Raw genomic sequence first — 20,016 nt, 5'->3', positions numbered from 1 at the left:
CGGCCTGGCCAAAAACACCGCACACGTGCTGACCTTGTTTGCGCTCTCCAATCTGTGGATGAAGCGAAAGCAGTTGCTGCCGGCTATGGGGAGCGTGCGCCTGTAAACCAGGAAATTCCCACGGAAAGCGCCAGAAATGGCGAAATTCCAAAGATTCAAACGCCACTCTTCGGAACGACGCGACATCCCGCACTCTCAGGCCTCGTTATTCAGACCTTCCTTAAAGGGCGTCACGACTAACTTAAGGTGAACCTAATCGGCGATGCGGTTCAATGAAGAGCTCGTCTCTCAGTGTTTCCATCTGCCGGCGGTAAGAACAGGGTCGGCCTGCTGCGCAGTCAACCCAACCCAGTTGTCAGGGGGCTACCCAACAAACACCTGCCGATGGTCGCGAACAAAGTCATCGAATGTATGCGGCCGCTTCCCGGTGAGCCGCTCGATCTCGAACGTGGGATCGATGTCATGATGGCCTGCCACCACATCTGCGAATTGCACGGTCAGGCCCTTGGCCATCCACGGCGAGTTGCCGGTCGCACGCATCAATACGCGAAACACCGGCGTTGGCAGGTCGAGATAACGCACCTTACGCCCGATGACTTGCGATAGACGCGAGGTTGCCGCTTGCATGTCGAGCGTCTCAGGACCAGTGAGGAAATAGGTTGCGCCTGCGTGGCCTTCTTCGGTCAGCACCGTCGCGGCCACGCGCGCGATGTCGCGGGTGTCGATCCAGGACACGCTGCCGCGGCCGGCTGCCATCGGGAACGCGCCCTTGGCAATCGGATCCTTGAACCACAGGAAATTCTGCATGTACGCGGTGGGCTTGAGGATGGTCCACGCGATGCCTGACGCACGCAGGTGGTGGTCGATCAGCGCATGCGATTTCGCCCACGGCACCGGTGAGCGCACGTTGCAATCGGATGCCGACACTTTCACGATTCGGCCGATGCCGGCACGCTTGGCCGCATCGATGGCGGCCGTCTCCTGGACCACCTGTCCGGGTGTGGGCGGGGTGATGAGAAACAGCGTGTGGCAGCCCTGCATTGCGCCTTGCAGCGTTTCGGGTGTGTCGAAGTCGCCCAGCACGGCATCCACGTCCTTCCGTTGCAGGTCATCTACCTGCTCCTGCTTGCGGCACATTGCGCGAAACGGCGTGCCTGCTTCCTGCAAGAGCCTGCGCAGTTCGCCGCCGATACCGCCCGTGGCACCTGATACCAGAATCATGATTGCGTTACTCCTGCAGTTTGACGATGGAACCGATAGCGCTGGGCGCATCACCCAGATACTCCGAGATGACGGCGCTCATCTCTTCAAGCGTGCGGACGGCATCGCGGATGCGATCGATGCCGATCTTGCCCGCAATGGCTTGATCGACGGGGGCAACGGCGTTTTCAGCGCCGCTGACGGCCTTGATGCCTGCGCGGGTAAGGGCAACGAGCTTGGCGCGTAGGTGCTGCGGGTTCGGCTGGAACTCGACCAGTCCATGCTCGGCTAGTACATCGACGATGCGCTGCACTGCCTGCCGGGTGAGGCCCATGTTGCGCGCGATCGAAGCCGCGGGTAGCGGCGCTGGTGCGTAACGCAGCGCGGCCAGCACTTGCCACCACGCACTGGTGAGCCCCAGATGGGCAACCAGCGCGTTGCCAGCGCTGACCAGGCGGCCATTCGCCGCGAACACTGCCAACGCCAATTCGCGGACATGCTGGTTGTCGGTCTGCATACGGTTGCCGTTGTTTAATTCGACAGCACGTTGTCAATCTGGCGGTGATCTGCACGTGATTGCATGGCCTAGGGGCCGGTTTTGAAACGTGGGCTCACCACGAACAAAAAAAAGCGGGCCAAGCGGGTAACCCGTCTTGAGAGTGCATCTGTGCAATCCACGCACAGCGGCCAAGCATGTCGGTGGCGAAATGCAGGGAAAGTTGCCTGGCAGATCAGCTGAAAAGTTAATCAATGAAATGGTTTTGGTGGTTCATTGTCATCAGACGAGCACGCAGCGCGAGTGCAGCGGAGCACGCGGTTTTCCTTGGTATCGCTCAAGCGCTGTGTCCCATGGAATTGAGGTCTGCCGATGCGGCGGGTCTGATACTGAAGTTACTTGCTCGACCCAATGCGATCGGTCGGCGAGACGCGCCCGCCTTGGTGGCGCCGACCTAGCTGATGCACTCCTTGGTTGGTCCAGCTATCGGCCTGCATCGTGTTGGTCGGCCTTCCCTACGTGGCACCTGTCACCCGGCAGCGCATTCGATCGCCAACGGCAATGGGAGATGCCGTGCGCACGCCCCACAGCCGCGCTTGTTTGATTTTCGTCAATTCCACCGACACATGAAATTCGCAGGGGGGGTGCTTGACTGCATGGGTCAAGAATCGTTGCGGAGTCGCGCATGAGTGCAGTCACGGGTGGCAGGGTCGGTCGGGCAGCGTGCCGGCAAGCGTCAATACGGCTAGGTTCGGTACGTAGGGATGGTGGTGCGGCGCGCGGTGAGCAAAGTCTCGCAAGACTGCCACGTGGCACGCGTCCGCTGGCTTCCCACGTGACGGTGCGCGTGCGCGCCGTTGCCTGCTGAGGGGGCGCCATGCGCATCTGTGTTCTCAATGAAGCACTGAAGGACGCGAACGGGCTGGAGCAGCGCTGCGTGGCGGCGCGTGAGGCTGGCTGCGATTACGTGGTGATGGCGGCACCCTTCGAACGCGATGCCGAAGGCCGTCTGATCGAGCCCGCGGCCGGCGCCCAGACGCAGGCGCAGCGCCTGCAAGATGCCGTGCAGGCGGCGCACAGCGCGGGCGTGAAGCTGTTGATCGATGTGCGCCTGGACGAAGTGGGCGGCGCCAGTGCGGTGGTGCGCGACAACCCGCAGTGGTTCCGGGCGCGCAGTACGGCGGTCCCGGACCCGCGGCAGCCGCGTGCCACGCCGGAGGTGGCCGAAGCGCGCTTCGCCTACGCGCAGGAAGGTGCGGCGCTGGTGGAGTGGTGGAGTGCGCGCCTGTTGGAGTGGGTGAGCCAGGGCGTTGGTGGCTTCCGTCTGTTGCAGCCGCAGCAGGTGCCTGTACAGCGCTGGCGCGAGTTGATCGCGCGCGTGCACGCGCAGGCGCCGGAGGTGGTGTTTGCGGCATGGACGCCGGGCCTGGGGCTGGAGGCACTGCAGCAGCTGGCCGGTGCCGGGTTCGATGCGGCGTTTTCCTCGCTTGCCTGGTGGGATGGTCGCGGCAGCTGGTTCTTCGACGAAGACAGTGCACTGCGCGCGTTGGCCGCGCAGGTCGTTGCGGTGCTGGATGCGCCCGATGGCAAGCGCGCCGCGGCGCCCGAGCAGCACTGGCAACTGGCGCTGGCATTGGGCGGGGCATGGTTGCTGGACGATGCGCACCTGTCGGCATTGCCATCGTCGATCTGCGCCACCGACGGACTGCCAACCAGCAATGCAGGCATGCGGTTGCGCCCGCTGCTGCGGGAGGCGACCGGGCTCACCGCGGTGGCGATCGAGCCGCTGGGCGGCTTGCCCTCCCTGTTATTGATCAATGGCGACACCCAGCACGTGGTGCCGGTGCCGGCTTCAGACCTGTTGCGGCTGCTCGGCGATGCCGAGGCCTTGGTGGCCGAAGATGGCCGCACCTTGTCCGGCGCCACGCTGGAGGCGCTGGAGCCGGGCGAGGTGCGCGTGTATCGCAGCGTGCCGGCGCGCCATGTGCTGGCAGTGCCGCGCATGCGCCCGCGTGCGCAGACCGCCGGCACGTGGCCGCGCGTGTGCATCGAGTCGGTGACCCCGTCGGTGGATAACGGCCGTTTTCCAGTCAAGCGCACGGTGGGCGACCGCATTTGTGTGGAGGCCGACGCATTTTGCGATGGGCATGACCGCATCGCGGTGGCAGTGCTGTGGCGTCCGGCCGACGCCAAGGCCTGGGCCAGCGCGCCAATGCGTGCGTTGGGCAACGACCGTTGGCGCGCCGAGTTTCCGTTGGAACGCATCGGCACCTACGAATTTCGCGTGGAAGCCTGGCGCGACGTCTTCGCCACCTTGCATGCGGATCTGGAAAAGAAACGTGGCGCAAATACAGTGCTGCCGGTCGATGTGCAGGAGGCGGTTGCGGCAGTGCAGGCCGCACAGGCGCGCAGCGACGGTGCGCTGGCCGAGCGCTTGCAGACCGTGCTCACCCGCATCGGTGCGCAGAGCGAACCCCTGCAGCAGCTGGCCATCGTGCTGGAGCCGGATACCGCGCAGGCGATGGCGCTGGCCGACGACAAGCCGTTCCGCTCGGAATATCCGGTCACCTTCCGGGTGGAATCCGAGCGCCGCGCGGCGCACTTTTCCAGTTGGTACGAACTGTTTCCGCGTTCGCAAAGTGGCGATGCGAGCCGGCATGGCACGTTCGATGACGTCATCAAGCGCTTGCCGCACATCCGCGCGATGAACTTCGACGTGCTGTACATGCCGCCGATCCATCCGATCGGCCTGAATAACCGCAAGGGCCGCAATAACTCGGTCACGGCGGTGGAAGGCGAGCCCGGCAGCCCGTATGCGATCGGCGCGACCGATGGTGGGCATACCGAAGTCCACGCCGAACTCGGTGGGCTGGAAGGCTTTCGCCGCCTGATCCAGGCCGCGCGCGCACAGGGCCTGGAAGTGGCGCTGGATTTCGCCATCCAGTGCGCGCCGGACCACCCCTGGCTGAAGGAGCACAAGGATTGGTTCACCTGGCGCGCCGATGGCTCGATTCCGTACGCAGAGAACCCGCCCAAGAAGTACCAGGACATCGTCAACGTCGATTTCTACGCCAGCGGCGCGGTGCCGGACCTGTGGAATACGCTGCGCAACGCGGTGCTGTTCTGGGTCAACGAAGGCGTCACGCTGTTCCGTGTCGACAACCCGCACACCAAGCCGTTTCCGTTCTGGGAGTGGCTGATTGCCGATGTGCGCGGCCGGCGCCCGGATGTGGTGTTTCTCTCCGAAGCCTTCACGCGGCCGAAGATGATGTACCGGCTGGCCAAGTGCGGCTTCTCGCAGTCCTACACCTACTTCACCTGGCGCAACCACAAGCACGAGCTGCAGGCGTACGTGGAAGAGTTGAACGACGGCGTGCCGCGCGAATGTTTCCGCCCGCATTTCTTCGTCAATACGCCCGACATCAACCCGCTGTTCCTGCAGACCAGCGGGCGCAATGGCCATCTGATCCGCGCCGCGCTGGCCACCACGCTGTCGGGTTTATGGGGGATGTACCAGGGCTTCGAGCTCTGCGAAGCCACACCGCTGGCGCCTGGCAAGGAAGAGTATCTGGACTCGGAAAAATTCCAGCTGCGCGCATGGCCCGAACGCGTGCCCGGCGACATCGTCGAGGAGATCACCCGCTTCAACCAACTGCGCCGCATGCATCCGGAACTGCAGTCGCATCTGGGCACGCGCTTCTACCAGGCGCATAACGACCAGGTGCTGTACTACGGCAAATTCCTGGATGCCGGTTACCTGTCGCGCAGCCGCAGCATGGTGCTGGTGGCGATCAATCTGGACCCGCACGCCGGGCAGGACGCCGATATCGAAATCCCGTTGTGGGAACTGGGCCTGCCCGATCACGCCAGCGTTGCCGTGGAGGATCTGTGGGATGGCCATCGTTTCGCGTGGCACGGCAAATATCAACACATTCGTCTAGAGGCAACGCGACCGTTCGCGTTATGGCGCATCCGCGCAGGAGAGGTCGCATGAATGCAGTGGCATCGTTACAAGCCGACGCAGAGCAGTCGGCCGTGGTCGCCGACCAGCGTTGGTACAAGGACGCGATCATCTACCAGGTGCACGTCAAGTCGTTCTTCGATTCCAACGACGATGGCATCGGCGATTTTCCGGGGCTGATTTCCAAGCTGGATTACATCGCCGAGCTTGGCGTGGACACCATCTGGCTGCTGCCGTTCTATCCCAGCCCGCGCCGCGATGACGGCTACGACATCGCCGAGTACATGGCGGTGCACCCGGATTACGGCAGCATCGAAGACTTCGAGCAATTGGTGGCGCATGCGCATGCGCGTGGCATCCGCATCGTCACCGAGCTGGTGATCAACCACACCTCCGATCAGCATCTCTGGTTTCAGCGCGCACGCAATGCGCCAGCCGGCTCGCCCGAGCGCGACTTCTACGTCTGGTCGGACACCGATCAGGAATACGAAGGCACGCGGATCATCTTCTGCGATACCGAAAAATCCAACTGGACCTGGGACCCGGTGGCCGGGCAGTACTTCTGGCACCGCTTCTATTCGCATCAGCCGGACCTGAACTTCGATAACCCGGCGGTGCTGGACGCGGTGCTGGAAGTGATGCGTTTCTGGCTGGATCGCGGCGTGGATGGCCTGCGTCTGGACGCGGTGCCGTACCTGATCGAGCGCGCCGGCACTTCCAACGAAAACCTGCCCGAAACCCACGCCATCCTGCGCAAGATCCGCGCCACGCTGGATGCCGAATATCCCGACCGCATGCTGCTGGCAGAAGCCAACATGTGGCCGGAAGACACCCAGCAATACTTCGGCCAGAACGCCGACGAATGCCACATGGCGTTCCACTTCCCGCTGATGCCGCGCATGTATATGGCGATCGCGCGCGAAGACCGCTTCCCCATCACCGACATCATGCGCCAGACCCCGGAGATTCCGGAGAGCTGCCAGTGGGCGATCTTCCTGCGCAACCACGATGAGTTGACGCTGGAAATGGTCACCGATTCGGAACGCGATTATCTGTGGCAGACCTACGCCGCCGATCGCCGCGCGCGTATCAATCTCGGCATTCGGCGCCGCCTGGCGCCGCTGCTGGAGCGCGACCGCCGCCGTATCGAGTTGATGACTTCGTTGCTGCTGACCATGCCTGGCACGCCGGTGCTGTATTACGGCGACGAAATCGGTATGGGCGACAACATCCATCTGGGCGACCGCGATGGCGTGCGCACGCCAATGCAGTGGTCGATCGACCGCAACGGCGGTTTCTCGCGTGCCGACCCGGCGCAGCTGGTGCTGCCGCCGGTGATGGATCCGCTGTATGGCTTCCAGGCGGTGAATGTGGAAGCGCAGATCCGCGACCAGCATTCGCTGCTGACCTGGACCCGCCGCGTGCTCAGCGTGCGCAAGCGCTACCAGGCCTTCGGCTGCGGCAGCTTGCGCTTCCTGTACCCGGGCAACCGCCGCATGCTCGCCTACTTGCGCTGCTATCAGGATGAAACCGTGTTGTGCGTGGCCAACCTCTCGCACACGCTGCAGGCGGTGGAGCTGGATCTGTCCGAGTTCGAAGGTCGCGTGCCGGTGGACATCATCGGTGGCGGCAGCTTTCCGCCGATCGGTCGGTTGACCTATCTGCTCACGGTGCCGCCGTTCGGTTTCTATGCCTTCCAGCTGGTCAGCGAAGGCACCTTGCCGGATTGGCATGTGCCCAGCCCGGTGCCGCTGCCGGATTACCGCACGCTGGTGCTGCGCAGCGATGCCGACGAAAGCGCCGCATTACTGCCGCATCTGCCCACGCTGGAAGGCGAAATCCTGCCGGCGTGGCTGTCGGCACGGCGTTGGTTCTCGGCCAAGGACCAGGCGCTGCGCAGCGTGCGCATCGCGCGCCGTACGCCGCTGCCAGGCGATGAGCCCATGACGCTGCTGGAACTGGAGGTAGAGCTGGAAGACGGCCGCCACGAGCGTTACATGCTGCCGGTGGGCATCGTGTGGGAGCGCGAGCAGCCGAGCACGCTGGCCGAGCAGCTGGCGCTGGCGCGCGTGCGCCAGGGCCGCGAGGTGGGCTATCTCACCGACGCGTTTGCGCTCAAGCCCATGGTGCGCGGTGTGATCGATGCGCTGCGCAGCCATGCGGCGCTGGACTTCTGCGACGGCGACGATGTCGCCCAACAGGGGCAGGTCTGCTTCGAAGCCACGCCGGCACTGGCAACGCTGGACATCCCGCAGGATCCGGAAATCCGCTGGTTGTCGGCCGAACAGAGCAACAGCTCGCTGGTGGTCGCCGACAAGGCCGTGTTCAAGCTGCTGCGGCATGTGGCCGTGGGCGCCAACCCGGAGATCGAGATCGGCCGCCGCCTGACCGAGATGGGCTACGCCAATGCCGCGCCGCTGCTGGGCAGCGTCAGCCGGATCGACGGGCAGGGCACCGTCACCACCATCGGGTTGTTGCAGGGCTTCATCCGCAACCAGGGCGATGCCTGGCGCTGGACGCTGGACCATCTGGCGCGCAGCTTCGACGAATACGCCACTGCGCAGACCGACGAAGCGCGCGCCGAAGCGGTCGCCGGCTACGATGCCTTCGCCGCCGTGGTGGGCAAACGGCTGGCCGAATTGCACGAAGCGCTGTCGCGCGGCACCGACGATGCCGACTTCGCGCCGCAACGCATCGACCTGCCCACCGCCAACGACGTGGTGGCCGGCGTGGGACGCCAGGTCGAAGAGATGTGGGAGACCGTCAACGCACGCTTGGCCGGCAGCGAAGACAGTGCCGAACGCGAGGCGCTGGAGGCGGTGTTGGCGCAGCGCCCGCAGCTGGATGCCATGCTCGCCAAGGCGCCGAGCGTGCTGGCCGACTCCTTGCTCACGCGCGTGCACGGCGATTTTCACCTGGGCCAGATCCTGGTGGCCTTCGACGATGTGGTGCTGATCGACTTCGAAGGCGAGCCGGCCAAGCCGCTGGCCGAACGCCGCGCCAAGGCCAGCCCGCTGCGCGATGTTGCAGGCTTCCTGCGCTCGCTCGATTACGCCAGCGAAGTGTCGGCACGTGGCGAGGAAGGCACCGCCGCCCGCGCCGGTGTTGGTGTGGATACGCATCTGGACCAATTCCTGGTGCAATTCCGCCGCCGCTCCACACAAGCCTTCCTGGACGCTTACCATGCCGTGCTCGACGCCAGCGCCCATCCGTGGATTGCGCCAGCGGCGTTCAATGCAGCCACCTTGTTGTTCCTGGTGGAGAAGGCTTGCTACGAAGTGCGTTATGAAGCGGCCAATCGCCCAGGGTGGCTGATGGTGCCGATCGAAGGCTTGCGACGCATCCTGCAACGCGCACGCGCCGGTGCAGGAGACACATGATGAGTGGAGTAATGACAGCAGTGAGCAATCGATGGGATTCCGGCGTGGTACGCGCCCTGGCAGAAGCGCGCCAAGGCGACGCGTTTGCGGTCTTGGGTGCGCACCCGTCCGACAAGGGGCGCTTGTTGCGCACCTATCTACCCGGCGCCGACCGCGTCAGTGCGGTGCTCGACGATGGGCGGGTGGTGGCGCTGGACGCCGGCCCGGAGCCGGGCCTGTTTGCCGGCGAGTTGCCGGCGCACGGCGGGTATCGCCTGCGCATCGGCTGGCCCGGTGGCGAGCAGGAGACCGCAGACCCGTATGCGTTCGGCCCGCAGCTCAGCGACTTCGACCTGCACCTGATCAGCGAAGGCCACCATCTGCAGCTGGCCGACGCGCTGGGCGCCAACGTGGTCGAGGTGGAGGGCGTACGCGGCACGCGCTTTGCCGTCTGGGCACCGAATGCCTCGCGCGTGGCGGTGGTGGGCGACTTCAACAGCTGGGACGCGCGCCGTCATCCGATGCGGCTGCGGCATCAGTCCGGCGTGTGGGAATTGTTCGTGCCCGACGTCGGCCCCGGCGCGCATTACAAGTACCAGCTGCGTGGTCCGCACGGGCACGAGTTGCCGGCCAAGGCCGACCCGGTGGCGCGCCGCGCGGAGCTTGCGCCGGGCACTGCGTCCATCGTGGCCGATCCCACGCCGCATCAGTGGAGCGACGACGGCTGGATGGCCACGCGTGCGCGTCGCCAGGCCCACGACGCGCCGATGAGCATCTACGAGATCCACGCCAGCTCGTGGTTGCGCGAAGCAGGGGTTGATCTGGATTGGGATGGGCTGGCCGACCGCCTGATCCCGTACGTGGCCGACATGGGCTTCACCCATGTCGAGTTGATGCCGGTGAGCGAGCATCCGTTCGGCGGTTCATGGGGTTATCAACCACTGGGCCTGTTCGCGCCCACTGCGCGCTTCGGCACGCCCGATGGATTTGCGCGCTTTGTCGACCGCTGCCATCGCGAAGGCATCGGCGTGATCGTCGACTGGGTGCCGGCGCACTTTCCCACCGATGCGCACGGGCTGGCGCATTTCGACGGCACCGCGCTGTACGAGCATGCCGACCCGCGCGAAGGCTTCCACCGCGACTGGAATACGCTGATCTACAACCACGGCCGCCGCGAGGTGTCCGGGTTCCTGATCGCCAGTGCGATGGAATTTCTGCAGCGCTATCACGTGGACGGCCTGCGCGTGGATGCGGTGGCCTCGATGCTGTACCGCGATTACAGCCGCAACGCCGGCGAGTGGATACCCAACATCCACGGCGGGCGCGAGAACTACGAGACCATCGCATTCCTGCGCCGGCTCAACGAGGTGGTGCGCGAGCACACCTCGGGCGCGGTAATGATTGCCGAAGAATCCACTGCGTTTCCCGGTGTCACCGTCGAGGTGGCGCACGGCGGCCTGGGCTTTCACTACAAGTGGAACATGGGCTGGATGCACGACACCCTGCATTACGCCGGGCTGGACCCGATCTATCGCCGCTACCATCATGGTGAGCTGACTTTCAGCATGGTCTATGCGTATTCGGAGCGCTTCGTGCTGCCGATCTCGCACGACGAAGTGGTGCACGGCAAGGGTTCGTTGCTGGGCCGCATGCCGGGCGACGATTGGCAACGCTTCGCCAACCTGCGCGCGTACCTGGGTTTCATGTTCACCCACCCGGGACGCAAGTTGCTGTTCATGGGCTGCGAATTCGGCCAGCCGACCGAGTGGAATCACGACGCCGGCCTGCCGTGGCATTTGCTCGACGACCCTCGCCATCGTGGAGTGCAGACGCTGGTGCGCGATTTGAACCGGCTGTATGTCCAATACCCGGCGCTCCACGCGCACGACGACGATCCGTCCGGGTTCGCCTGGGTGGTGGGCGACGATGCCGGCAACAGCGTGGTTGCGTTTCTGCGCAAGGGCAAACGCGGCGACGCACCGGTGCTGGTGGTGATCAACTTCACCCCGGTCGTGCAACACGCTTATCGCATCGGTGTGCCACAAGGCGGCCAGTGGCGCGAGGTGTTCAATAGCGACGCCGGCATCTACGGCGGCAGCAACCTGGGCAATGGCGGCAGCGTCACCGCCGAGCAGCAATCCATGCATGGGCACGCGCAATCGCTGCCGCTGCTGTTACCACCGCTGGGCGCCATCGTGCTGACGCCGTATGGCTGATGCCCCCCCTGCGCCTCTCACCGGGCAACTGGCCCGGTGGGAGGCGGTAGCTGCGTCATGCATCCAGCTGTCGTTGACGGTGTGGGTCATGCGCTGGCATCGCCTGCATTCCTGCACTCCCACTCGACCGTGATGGCATTGATCTCTCCAGGCCGGGAGTTTCGCAACAGATCATCCAGCAGCAGGTCGTCTCGATGATCACGCGCAAACGCGGTGATGGCCAGACGGGCACCGGCACGCGGATCGGCGTGATCTCCGATACGCACGGCCTGCTTCGGCCCGAAGCGCTTGCCGCGCTCGAGGGCTGTGCGCACATCATCCATGCCGGCGATGTTGGCACGCCGCAGGTGCTTGAGGCATTGCGGGCACTGGCACCGCTGCATGCCATCGCAGGCAATATCGATGACAAGCCCTGGGCGGCGGGCCTACCGCAGACGCTGGATCTGCAGATCGATGGCGTGCGCATCCATGTGCTGCACGATCTGAAGACGCTGGCACCGCAGGTGCAGGCCGACGTCGTCATCAGCGGCCATTCGCACAAGCCGCTGGTGCACATGCACGATGGGGTGCTGTATCTCAATCCGGGCAGCGCCGGGCCGCGTCGTTTCAGTCTGCCGATCAGCGTGGCCACGCTGTGGCTGGGCGATGGCGCGCCACGTGCGCACGTGCAGCCATTGGCACTGGTTTGAAGCCCAAGGCTGAGTTCGCTGACTTGGCATGCACACCGGCGGGGCCATGCTCGTGGACCACGTTGTTGCAAGGAATTCCCATGAATACACGTCGCCAATTCCTTTCTGCTGCCGCGGCCGGTACTGCGGCATTGGCCGCTGCGCCGTTGATGGCGCAATCGTCGGCACCCGGCAGCGTGATGCCCACGCGCGGGAAAACCGATGCGGGCGCATTGCCGACCAATCCGCTCGTCAAGGGCGGACGCTACCGGCCTGGCAGTCGCCTCGGCTTCGGTGGCGTGGCGATCGGTAATGGCTTTGCGCCTGCCACCGACGCACAGAGCGAGCAGACGCTGGCAGCGGTGTGGGAATCGGGCGTGCGGTATTTCGATACCTCGCCTTGGTACGGGTTGGGCTTGTCGGAGCGACGCACCGGCCATCATTTGCACAACCATCCGGCCGACGATTACGTGTTGTCGACCAAGGTCGGGCGCTTGCTCACCGCGACCGACACGCCGCCCAAGACGATGTGGCAGCAACCGTCGCCGTTCGACTATCGCTACGACTACAGCGCGTCCGGGGTGCGGCGCTCGATCGAAGACAGCCTGCAGCGTCTGGGTGTGTCGCAGATCGACATCGCGTATATCCACGATCTCTCGCCAGAGAACGAAAAAGACCTGGGCATGCCGTGGGAGCAGCGGTTCGCCGAGGCGGTGAAGGGCGCGATGCCGGAGCTGACCAAGATGCGCAAGGAGGGCTTGATCAAGGCCTGGGGCTTTGGCGTCAATCGTCCTGAGCCGGCCTTGCGCGCAATCGAAGAAGCCGACCCGGACATCTTCCTGCTCGCCTGCCAGTACTCGCTGCTCGACCATGCGCAGGCCTTGCATGACACCTTCCCGAAGATCGCAAAGCACGGCGCCTCGGTTGTGGTCGGTGCACCGCTGTTGGCTGGCTATCTGGCCGGGCGCGAGCGTTATCTCTACGACGGCACCATTCCGCCATGGGCGCCTGCCAAGCGGCACAAAGCGCTGGCCATCTGCGACCGGCACGGCGTGGATCTACGCACCGTCGCGCTACAATTTGCTGCGGCCCCGCAGGTGGTGTCGGCCGTGATTCCCGGTGCGCGCACGGCCGAGCAGGCACGTGCCAATGCGAGCTCGATGCGGGTGGCGATTCCGTCGGCGGTGTGGGAGGCGCTCAAGCGCGAAGGCGTGATCGAGGCAGACGCGCCGGTGCCCGCGGCGCGTTGAGGGCTGAGCCCGCGCGCAGCGTAGGGTGTTCGCGCTGCATGGCAATCAAAACGTCCCGCGTTGAATGAACGGCGCTTGTTGATACAACAGGCGCTCGCCACCACGCGGATCCAGTTCCAGCCGGCTTGGCGTGTCGAACACCAGCGTTTCGCGCCGTTTCAAGGAATACGGTTTCCAGTACGGCGCGCCGCGACGATTGGGGTCGCCCTGCCGCGCAAACGCAAGCAGCGCTTCGCTCATCTGCTCGGCCATGCGCTGCGCATCGGCACCATCGCCGGTGCGCGAGCCCGGCTGGCGCACGTTGTCGAACACCAGCGGAATATCCAAGGTATGGAAGGCGCCGAACTTGCCGCCATCCAGCGGCGAACCCCAATCCAGTTGATAGACCCAGGTGGGCGCGCCCTGACTGGCACGCGCTTGGGCTTCTTCAACAGCGCCGCGCCACGAGCGGCCGGCGGTGGTGGCTGCGAAGAACACCTGCGACGGCGTGTACTGCGGATAGAGCCGCCGATATTCGGCAATGACCACCTGCGGCAACAGGTCCACGTATTGCTGCGCCTCCAGCCTGGCCGGCAATTCGTCCCAACTCAGCGCGAAGTTCTTCGCATCGTTGCCGAGAAAGCCGCGTGTTTCATCGCGCGTATTGCCGATCACCATCGGAATACGTGCCGACTGCACCGGCGCAGTCGGCCAGAACGGATGCACCGGCACGTTGCGCGCATCCAGCACCGGGCCGAAATACAGCGCCGTGCTTTCCACCCGCGACGGGTCGCGCACGTGCGCGGCGGCCAGCAGTTGGGCCACAGGCAGCGTGCGCATGCGCGCGATCTCGCTTGGCGAAATCTTCAACGCGTCCAGCAGCAGCTGCGCGCGCTGGGTGGCCGCACGCGGCCCGGCCACGGTGACCTGTTGCCCGCTCATGGTCCAGGCGCGATGAAATAGCCCGCGCGCGGCCGGCATCGCCATCAGCGTGGCGATTTTGGCGCCACCGCCCGATTGCCCAAACACCGTGACATTGCCGGCGTCGCCGCCGAATTCGGCCGCGTGCTGGCGCACCCACTGCAGCGCCTGGATCAGGTCCAACTGCCCCGCATTGCCGGAGTCGGCGAAACTGGCATCGCCCAGCTGCGCCAGCGACAGATAGCCGAACAGGTTGAGCCGGTGATTGACGGTGACCACCACCACATCGCCGCGCTTGCACAGGCGCACGCCATCGTAGAGCGGATCGCTGCCGGAGCCGGTGGTGTAGCCGCCGCCGTGGATATAGAACAACACCGGCCGCTTGCCGCCATCGCGCAGGCCGGGTGTCCACACATTGAGGAACAGGCAGTCCTCACTGGTGGGCTCGCTGGCCTTGGGCTGTGGCGCCGCTGCACCGAAACCGCTGGCATCGCGCACGTGGTGCCACGGCGTTTCCTGCAGCGGTGCCTGGAAGCGTCGCGAAGCGGTGTCGCCGCCATAGGGGATGCCCTTGAACACGCAGACGCCCTGGTCGCGGTAGCCGCGCAGCGCGCCGCCACGCACGCGTGCCAGCGGCGCGCCATGGTCGCGTGGCGGCGCAAGTACGGCCGCGGCAGCGAAGCCGGGAAGCGTTGCTGCCGCAGTCGCGAGCAGGCCACCACGCAGCAACGTGCGGCGTCGCGTGTCAGGAGTGGCTTGGGTTGTCATCGCGCCATCTCCTTCGCGGTGTAGGTGTAGGTGTCGGTGCGGGCTTGGCGACATGCGCGATCCAGGCTTGCGCCAGCTGCGGCCATGCGGACACGGTAAGACCGCTGCCGCTACCGCTGGCGGTACCGAAGCCATGGCCGCCCTGCGGGAATACGTGCAGCTCGCTGGGCACACCAGCGCGTAGCAGCGCATCGTGCATCAGCAGGCTGTTGCGCACCGGCACCACGCTGTCGTCCTGCGCATGCAGCAGAAAGGTAGGTGGCGTGCGCGCGTCCACGTGCAGCTGTGGCGAATAGGCCTGCACCTGCGCCTGGCTCGGGGCGCTGCCGAGCAGGCGTTCGCGTGAGCCTTTGTGCGCGTTGGCGCTGTCCATGTCGATCACCGGGTAGATCAGCAACTGGAAGTCCGGTCGTGCGCTCAGTGCATCGGCCGCGTCGATGGGCGGATACACCTGCGCGGCGTAGCGCGTGCCCAGGCTGGCGGCGACATGGCCGCCGGCCGAAAAGCCCATCACGCCCACGCGCTGCGCATCGATGCCATAGCGCGCCGCATTGGCGCGGATCAGCCGCAAGGCACGTTGCGCATCGGCCAGCGGCACGTCGGCGCCGTTCGGGTGGCCTTCGCCCGGCAGCCGGTAGCGCAGCACGAACAGGGTGATGCCGGCGACGTCGACAAAGCCGGGCACCAGCGCGCTGCCCTCGTTGTCCAGCACGATGCGTTGGTAGCCGCCACCAGGCGTGACCAGCAGGGCGGTGCCGTTGGGCTGTTTGGGCCGGTAGACCACCAGATACGGCGTACTGACCTGCTGGATGTAGCGATCCGGCTGCGTCGGCTCGCTGCTGCGCTCGACGATGCGCTGCGGTTGCGGCAGCGCCGTATCCCCCGGTGCCAGCGGCGTTGGCCATAGCGCGATCCGGCTGGCTTGTTCGGCGGCAGTATCGGCGCTCGGTCGCTCGGTCGCTCGGCCGCCGGCGCCGGGCCGGCCAGCAGCGCGCCCAGCACAAGGACCGCCAGGCCATGTCGCGTGGCGCGCGAAAGTGCGGTCAACGCATGCGTTTGGCGTGTCTGTTGCATTCACCCCTCCCAGGGCCACTTCGTCACCGCGACCACAATTGCCGCAGTGCACATTGCCAATGACACCGGTTTACCATATACAGCACACCGTGCCACTGTCGATTGGCAGTGCAACAAAAACACCTATCAGGGAGACACCCTTGAGCAACGACGCCGCCACCCCACCATCCTCCACATCCTCGCTGTCGCAGATCGCCCAGCGCTTTGTGGAGGCACGCCGTGCAGGGGCATCGCTGCCGGACTTTCCAGGGCAGATCCCCGACGATCTGCTCACCGCCTACCAGGTGCAGGATATCGCCATCAGCCAGTGGGACGACCAGGTGGTCGGCTGGAAGGTGGGCTACATCGCCGCCGAGCGCCGCGATGCATCGGGCGACGAGCGCCTGCTGGGCCCGATCTTCTCGCACAAGCTCTGGAATGCTACCGGTGGAACAACCGAATTCCCGATCTATGAAGGCGGCTTCGGCGCAGTGGAAGCCGAATATGTCCTGATGCTCGGTGCCGATGCCCCGGCCGATCAGACCCACTTCACCCCGGAGCAGGCCGCACAGCTGCCGGCCACGTTGTTCATCGGGGTGGAAATCGCCAGCAGCCCGCTGGCCACCATCAACCAGTTGGGCCCGCGGGTGGTGATTTCGGACTTCGGCAACAACAACGGCCTGATTCTGGGCCCGGAAGTGACCGATTGGCTGGCGCGCGACGAGGCTGCGCTCACTGCCCAGACGCTGATCGACGAAAAGGTGGTCGGCACCGGTGGGGCCACCACGTTGCCGGGCGGGCTGCGCGCGGCCTACGCATTCGCGCTCAGCCGTTCGGCACAGCGCGGGCGTCCGCTCAAGCGCGGTGATCTGATTGCCACCGGCAATGCCACCGGTATCCACGACATCGAAGTGGGGCAGCGTGCCCTGATTCGCTTCGCCGGCATCGGCGATATTTCCTGTACGGCTGTGTCCGCCAGTTGACGGCGGTCCCCGTGACCAGACGCTTGGGAGAGCGCCAATGATCACACGCAGACATTTTCTCGGTGCCGGGCTCGGCGCCGCTGCCGCCGCCCCCTGGTGGGGTGCCGGCGCCACCACGCCGGTTCCCGGCGGGCAGTTGCTCACCGCCACCGACGTGCACGTCGGCGATTACCCCACCGTGGAAGCGGTGCGCTGGTTCGGCAAGCAACTGGAAGAACGCACCAATGGCCGGCTCAAGCTGCGCCAGTACCACTCCGGCCAGCTGGGCCGCGAATCGGAGGCGATCGACATGGCGCGCTTCGGCGCCATCGACATCACCCGTGTGTATTCCGGCGCGTTGAACAACACCTTCCCGCTCACTCAAGCGCTGTGCCTGCCGTATGTGTTCGACTCGGTACCGCATCTGCGTCGCGCCATCGACGGGCATGTCGGCGACAGCGTGCTGCGCAGCTTCGAGCAGCGCGATCTGGTCGGGCTTGCCATCTACGATTCTGGCGCGCGCTGCTTCTACAACACCAAGCATCCGCTGCACCGCCCGGAAGATCTCAAGGGCCTGAAATTGCGGGTGGCTTCGTCGGACATCTTCCTCAAGTTGATGCGCATGCTGGGCGCCAACCCCACGCCGATGTCGCTGGGCGAAACGTTTTCGGCGATGGAAACGCACATGATCGACGGTGCGGAAAACAACATGCGCAGCTTTCAGTCCAGCCGGCATTTCGAAGCCGCGCATTACTGGTCGCAGAGCGAGCATTCCTACGCGCCGGACATCCTGGTGATGTCGCGCCAGAGTTTTCAATCGCTGAGCGCGGCCGACCGCGGCCTGGTGGTGGAACTGGCGCGCGCCTCGGTGCCGGTGATGCGCAACTTGTGGGACGCCTCCGAGACGGTGGCGCGCAAGCAGGTGATCGACTACGGCGTGAAGCTCAATCAGGTCGACATGCCGGCATTCCGCGCTGCCGCTGCGCCGCTGTTGGCCGAATACCGCAAGCAGCCGGAGATCGAAACCCTGTACCGCCGCATCCGCGATTTCGCATAGAGGTGTCCCGATGACCGAACCCGAGACTGTTGCCGTCCCGGTCGCGCCGTTGCAACGTGCGCTGGACCGCGTTTCCGATATCGCCGTGGGCGTGGCCTCATTGGCGCTGCTGGGCCTGGTGGTCGTGCAGGGCTGGCAGGTGTTCACCCGCTATGTGCTCAACGACTCGCCCAGCTGGACCGAACCGGTGACCCTGTTGCTGCTGAGCACCGCACTGAGCCTGGGCGCGGCGGCCGGCGTGCATACCAACCGCCACTTCGGCTTCTACCTGCTGGGCGACCACATGCCGCCGCTGGTGCGCAAGATGTTCGAAGTGATCCGCCCGCTGATGATCCTCTCCATCGGTGCGGTGCTGGCATGGTGGAGCGCGGCACTGCTGGTCGACGGGCTGGATATCAAGATGGCCGGTGCGCAGATGCCGCAGAGCATCAACTACCTGCCGCTGTCGATCGGCGGTGCGCTGATGGTGCTGTTTGCCGTGTTCAAGTTGTGGCGCGTGCTGCGCCCGGTCCATGTCGGAGGAGTGCGCTGATGGGCATCGCCATGTTGTTGGGCACCTTCGTGGTGCTGCTGCTGATCGGCGTGCCGGTGGCCTACGCCCTGGGCGCGGCGGCGCTGGCCACGCTGCTGTATTTGGACCTGCCCACGGTGGTGCTGGTGCAGCAGATTTCCGCCGGCAGCGGCTCGGCGTCGTTGATTGCGATTCCGCTGTTTATCTTCGCCGGCGAGCTGATGCTGCGCGGTGGCATTTCCGAACGCTTGATCGCGTTGGCCTCGTCCTTGGTCGGGCGTGTCCGCGGTGGCCTGGGCCAAGTCAGCGTGCTGTCGTCGCTGTTCTTCGGCGGCGTCTCCGGCTCGGCGATTGCCGATGTCTCGGCAGTCGGCGGCACCATGATTCCACAGATGATCAAGCGCGGTTACGACCGCGATTACGCGGTCAATGTGAGCATGACCGCTGCGCTGGTGGCCTTGCTGGTGCCGCCTTCGCATAACCTGATCCTGTTCTCGGCCGCGGCTGGTGGCGGCTTGTCGATTGCCGATCTGTTCGCGGCCGGCATCTTCCCCGCGTTGTTGATGACCGCCGCGATGATGGTGACCGGCTATGCGGTGGCGCGTCATCGCGGCTACGGCACCGAAGCCTTTCCTGGTTGGCGTGCGGTGGCCTTGCGCCTGATCGGCGCGCTGCCCGGCCTGGGGCTGGTCGGGTTGATCTTCATCGGGATTCGCGCCGGCATCTTCACCGCGGTGGAAAGCGCCGCCATTGCAGTGGTGTACGCATTGATCGTCACCGCGTTGTTGTATCGCCAATTGCGTTGGGCCGAGTTCTTCGCTGCGGTGACGCATGCGGCGCGCACCACCGGCGTGATCCTGTTCGTGATCGCCACCGCTGCTGTGTTCGGCTGGTTGCTGGCCTATCTGCAGGTACCTGCAGCGGCGGTGAAGTTCCTGCAGGCCATTGCCGACAGCAAGAACACGGTGCTGCTGATGATCGTGGTGATGCTGCTGTTGCTGGGCATGTTCATGGACCTGGCGCCGAAGATCCTGATCTGCACGCCGATCTTCCTGCCGGTGGTCAAGGCCTACGGCATCGACCCCATCCACTTCGGCCTGGTGATGGTGTTGGCCGGCGGTATCGGCCTGATCACGCCGCCGATCGGATCGGTGTTGTTCATCGGCACCTCCATCGGGCAGATCACCATCGCGCAAAGCATGCGCACCATCTGGCCGTTCTGGCTGGCGGCGTTGTGCGTGCTGTTGATCGTGGCGTTTTTCCCTGAGTTGTCGCTGTGGCTGCCGCGCGCCCTGCGCGCCTGAGCCGGGGTAACTGCGTGATGGCATGACTGGCAGACGGGCGATCGGTACGGCTTGTTCGCGTCGTATCGATCGCCTGCCATCCACCTGCAAGCGTGCCAGACACCGTTGCCGGTGGCAGGGTTCTACCGCATCTGGTTAACCGGTGGCATTGCCCGCCATCGTGGTAAAGCCCGGCATCCGGGACTAGGGCCTGTTAACACATCCGAAGCCCATCAACGACTAGGACGAAGCTGAGGAATCCAAGGAACATGACATCCAGCTTCTCGAAGCGCGAGAAAATCCGGCGGTAGCCTTTCAAGCGACGGAACAGT

The 20,016-nt window shown here is 65.1% G+C and carries 12 protein-coding genes and 3 pseudogenes; 10 read left to right on the top strand and 5 right to left on the bottom strand.

Going from position 1 to position 20,016, the window contains the following annotated elements; genetic code table 11:
• Positions 1-106: pseudogene (locus tag F7R02_RS21040) on the top strand (IS5/IS1182 family transposase); the annotation flags it as partial.
• Between the two features lie 257 nt (positions 107-363).
• Here the strand turns inward: F7R02_RS21040 and F7R02_RS21030 are convergent.
• Both F7R02_RS21030 and F7R02_RS21025 read right to left on the bottom strand, forming a co-directional pair.
• On the bottom strand, positions 364-1,221 hold the full coding sequence (locus F7R02_RS21030) for an SDR family oxidoreductase (RefSeq protein ID WP_078590101.1): 858 nt from the start codon (positions 1,219-1,221) through the stop codon (positions 364-366).
• A gap of 7 nt (positions 1,222-1,228) precedes the next feature.
• A complete protein-coding gene (locus F7R02_RS21025) occupies positions 1,229-1,717 on the bottom strand; it encodes a MarR family winged helix-turn-helix transcriptional regulator (protein ID WP_039576879.1) in 489 nt (162 codons plus the stop codon).
• Positions 1,718-2,573: 856 nt separating this feature from the next.
• On the opposite strand from F7R02_RS21025, the gene F7R02_RS21020 reads away from it, so the two are divergent.
• The 5 genes from F7R02_RS21020 (at position 2,574) to F7R02_RS21000 (ending at position 13,150) form a co-directional block, all read left to right on the top strand.
• Positions 2,574-5,690: a maltotransferase domain-containing protein gene (locus F7R02_RS21020; protein WP_078590100.1), complete on the top strand. Its 3,117-nt coding sequence runs from the start codon at positions 2,574-2,576 to the stop codon at positions 5,688-5,690.
• Complete coding sequence (gene treS, locus F7R02_RS21015) at positions 5,687-9,037, top strand: maltose alpha-D-glucosyltransferase (RefSeq protein ID WP_078590099.1); 3,351 nt, start codon at positions 5,687-5,689, stop codon at positions 9,035-9,037. The genes F7R02_RS21020 and treS overlap by 4 nt, the downstream gene beginning before the upstream one ends.
• Before the next feature lie 11 nt (positions 9,038-9,048).
• The gene (gene glgB, locus F7R02_RS21010) at positions 9,049-11,232 is read left to right on the top strand and encodes a 1,4-alpha-glucan branching protein GlgB (protein ID WP_078590098.1); all 2,184 of its coding nucleotides are present in this window, start codon (positions 9,049-9,051) and stop codon (positions 11,230-11,232) included.
• Positions 11,233-11,426: 194 nt separating this feature from the next.
• On the top strand, positions 11,427-11,921 hold the full coding sequence (locus F7R02_RS21005; RefSeq protein ID WP_005932549.1) for a metallophosphoesterase family protein: 495 nt from the start codon (positions 11,427-11,429) through the stop codon (positions 11,919-11,921).
• Between the two features lie 80 nt (positions 11,922-12,001).
• Positions 12,002-13,150: an aldo/keto reductase gene (locus F7R02_RS21000; protein WP_078590097.1), complete on the top strand. Its 1,149-nt coding sequence runs from the start codon at positions 12,002-12,004 to the stop codon at positions 13,148-13,150.
• A 45-nt stretch (positions 13,151-13,195) separates the two neighbouring features.
• Here the strand turns inward: F7R02_RS21000 and F7R02_RS20995 are convergent, their stop codons facing one another.
• Together F7R02_RS20995 and F7R02_RS20990 are read right to left on the bottom strand one after the other, a co-directional pair.
• On the bottom strand, positions 13,196-14,818 hold the full coding sequence (locus tag F7R02_RS20995; protein WP_139370987.1) for a carboxylesterase/lipase family protein: 1,623 nt from the start codon (positions 14,816-14,818) through the stop codon (positions 13,196-13,198).
• Positions 14,815-15,892: pseudogene (locus F7R02_RS20990) on the bottom strand (alpha/beta hydrolase). Before F7R02_RS20990 ends, F7R02_RS20995 begins: the two are co-directional and overlap by 4 nt.
• A 140-nt stretch (positions 15,893-16,032) precedes the next feature.
• Here F7R02_RS20990 and F7R02_RS20985 point away from each other — a divergent pair.
• The 4 genes from F7R02_RS20985 to F7R02_RS20970 are packed head-to-tail and all read left to right on the top strand — an operon-like array spanning position 16,033 to position 19,705.
• Positions 16,033-16,854, top strand: a complete 822-nt coding sequence (locus F7R02_RS20985) for a 2-keto-4-pentenoate hydratase (protein WP_078590096.1) — start codon at positions 16,033-16,035, stop codon at positions 16,852-16,854.
• Positions 16,855-16,891: 37 nt separating this feature from the next.
• On the top strand, positions 16,892-17,890 hold the full coding sequence (locus tag F7R02_RS20980) for a TRAP transporter substrate-binding protein (RefSeq protein ID WP_016850027.1): 999 nt from the start codon (positions 16,892-16,894) through the stop codon (positions 17,888-17,890).
• Between the two features lie 10 nt (positions 17,891-17,900).
• Positions 17,901-18,422: a TRAP transporter small permease gene (locus tag F7R02_RS20975; protein ID WP_167521080.1), complete on the top strand. Its 522-nt coding sequence runs from the start codon at positions 17,901-17,903 to the stop codon at positions 18,420-18,422.
• Positions 18,422-19,705 (top strand): TRAP transporter large permease, encoded by a 1,284-nt coding sequence (locus F7R02_RS20970; protein ID WP_005912129.1) that lies wholly within the window; start codon positions 18,422-18,424, stop codon positions 19,703-19,705. The genes F7R02_RS20975 and F7R02_RS20970 overlap by 1 nt, the downstream gene beginning before the upstream one ends.
• 193 nt (positions 19,706-19,898) lie before the next feature.
• Here the strand turns inward: F7R02_RS20970 and F7R02_RS20965 are convergent.
• Positions 19,899-20,016 (bottom strand): annotated as a pseudogene (locus F7R02_RS20965) (IS5-like element ISCARN85 family transposase); the annotation flags it as partial.

Source organism: Xanthomonas cissicola (assembly GCF_008801575.1).
Taxonomy (GTDB): Bacteria; Pseudomonadota; Gammaproteobacteria; order Xanthomonadales; family Xanthomonadaceae; genus Xanthomonas; species Xanthomonas cissicola.
The sequence above is the reverse complement of the archived record's forward strand: the minus strand, read 5'-3'. Positions and strand labels throughout refer to the sequence as shown.

Coding starts and splice junctions, on each gene's coding strand:
- F7R02_RS21025 (WP_039576879.1), bottom strand. CDS start 1,717: ATGCAGACCGACAACCAGCATGTCCGCGAATTGGCGTTGGCAGTGTTC.
- F7R02_RS20980 (WP_016850027.1), top strand. CDS start 16,892: ATGATCACACGCAGACATTTTCTCGGTGCCGGGCTCGGCGCCGCTGCC.
- F7R02_RS20995 (WP_139370987.1), bottom strand. CDS start 14,818: ATGACAACCCAAGCCACTCCTGACACGCGACGCCGCACGTTGCTGCGT.
- F7R02_RS21000 (WP_078590097.1), top strand. CDS start 12,002: ATGAATACACGTCGCCAATTCCTTTCTGCTGCCGCGGCCGGTACTGCG.
- glgB (WP_078590098.1), top strand. CDS start 9,049: ATGACAGCAGTGAGCAATCGATGGGATTCCGGCGTGGTACGCGCCCTG.
- F7R02_RS21005 (WP_005932549.1), top strand. CDS start 11,427: ATGATCACGCGCAAACGCGGTGATGGCCAGACGGGCACCGGCACGCGG.
- F7R02_RS21020 (WP_078590100.1), top strand. CDS start 2,574: ATGCGCATCTGTGTTCTCAATGAAGCACTGAAGGACGCGAACGGGCTG.
- F7R02_RS21030 (WP_078590101.1), bottom strand. CDS start 1,221: ATGATTCTGGTATCAGGTGCCACGGGCGGTATCGGCGGCGAACTGCGC.
- F7R02_RS20970 (WP_005912129.1), top strand. CDS start 18,422: ATGGGCATCGCCATGTTGTTGGGCACCTTCGTGGTGCTGCTGCTGATC.
- F7R02_RS20975 (WP_167521080.1), top strand. CDS start 17,901: ATGACCGAACCCGAGACTGTTGCCGTCCCGGTCGCGCCGTTGCAACGT.
- treS (WP_078590099.1), top strand. CDS start 5,687: ATGAATGCAGTGGCATCGTTACAAGCCGACGCAGAGCAGTCGGCCGTG.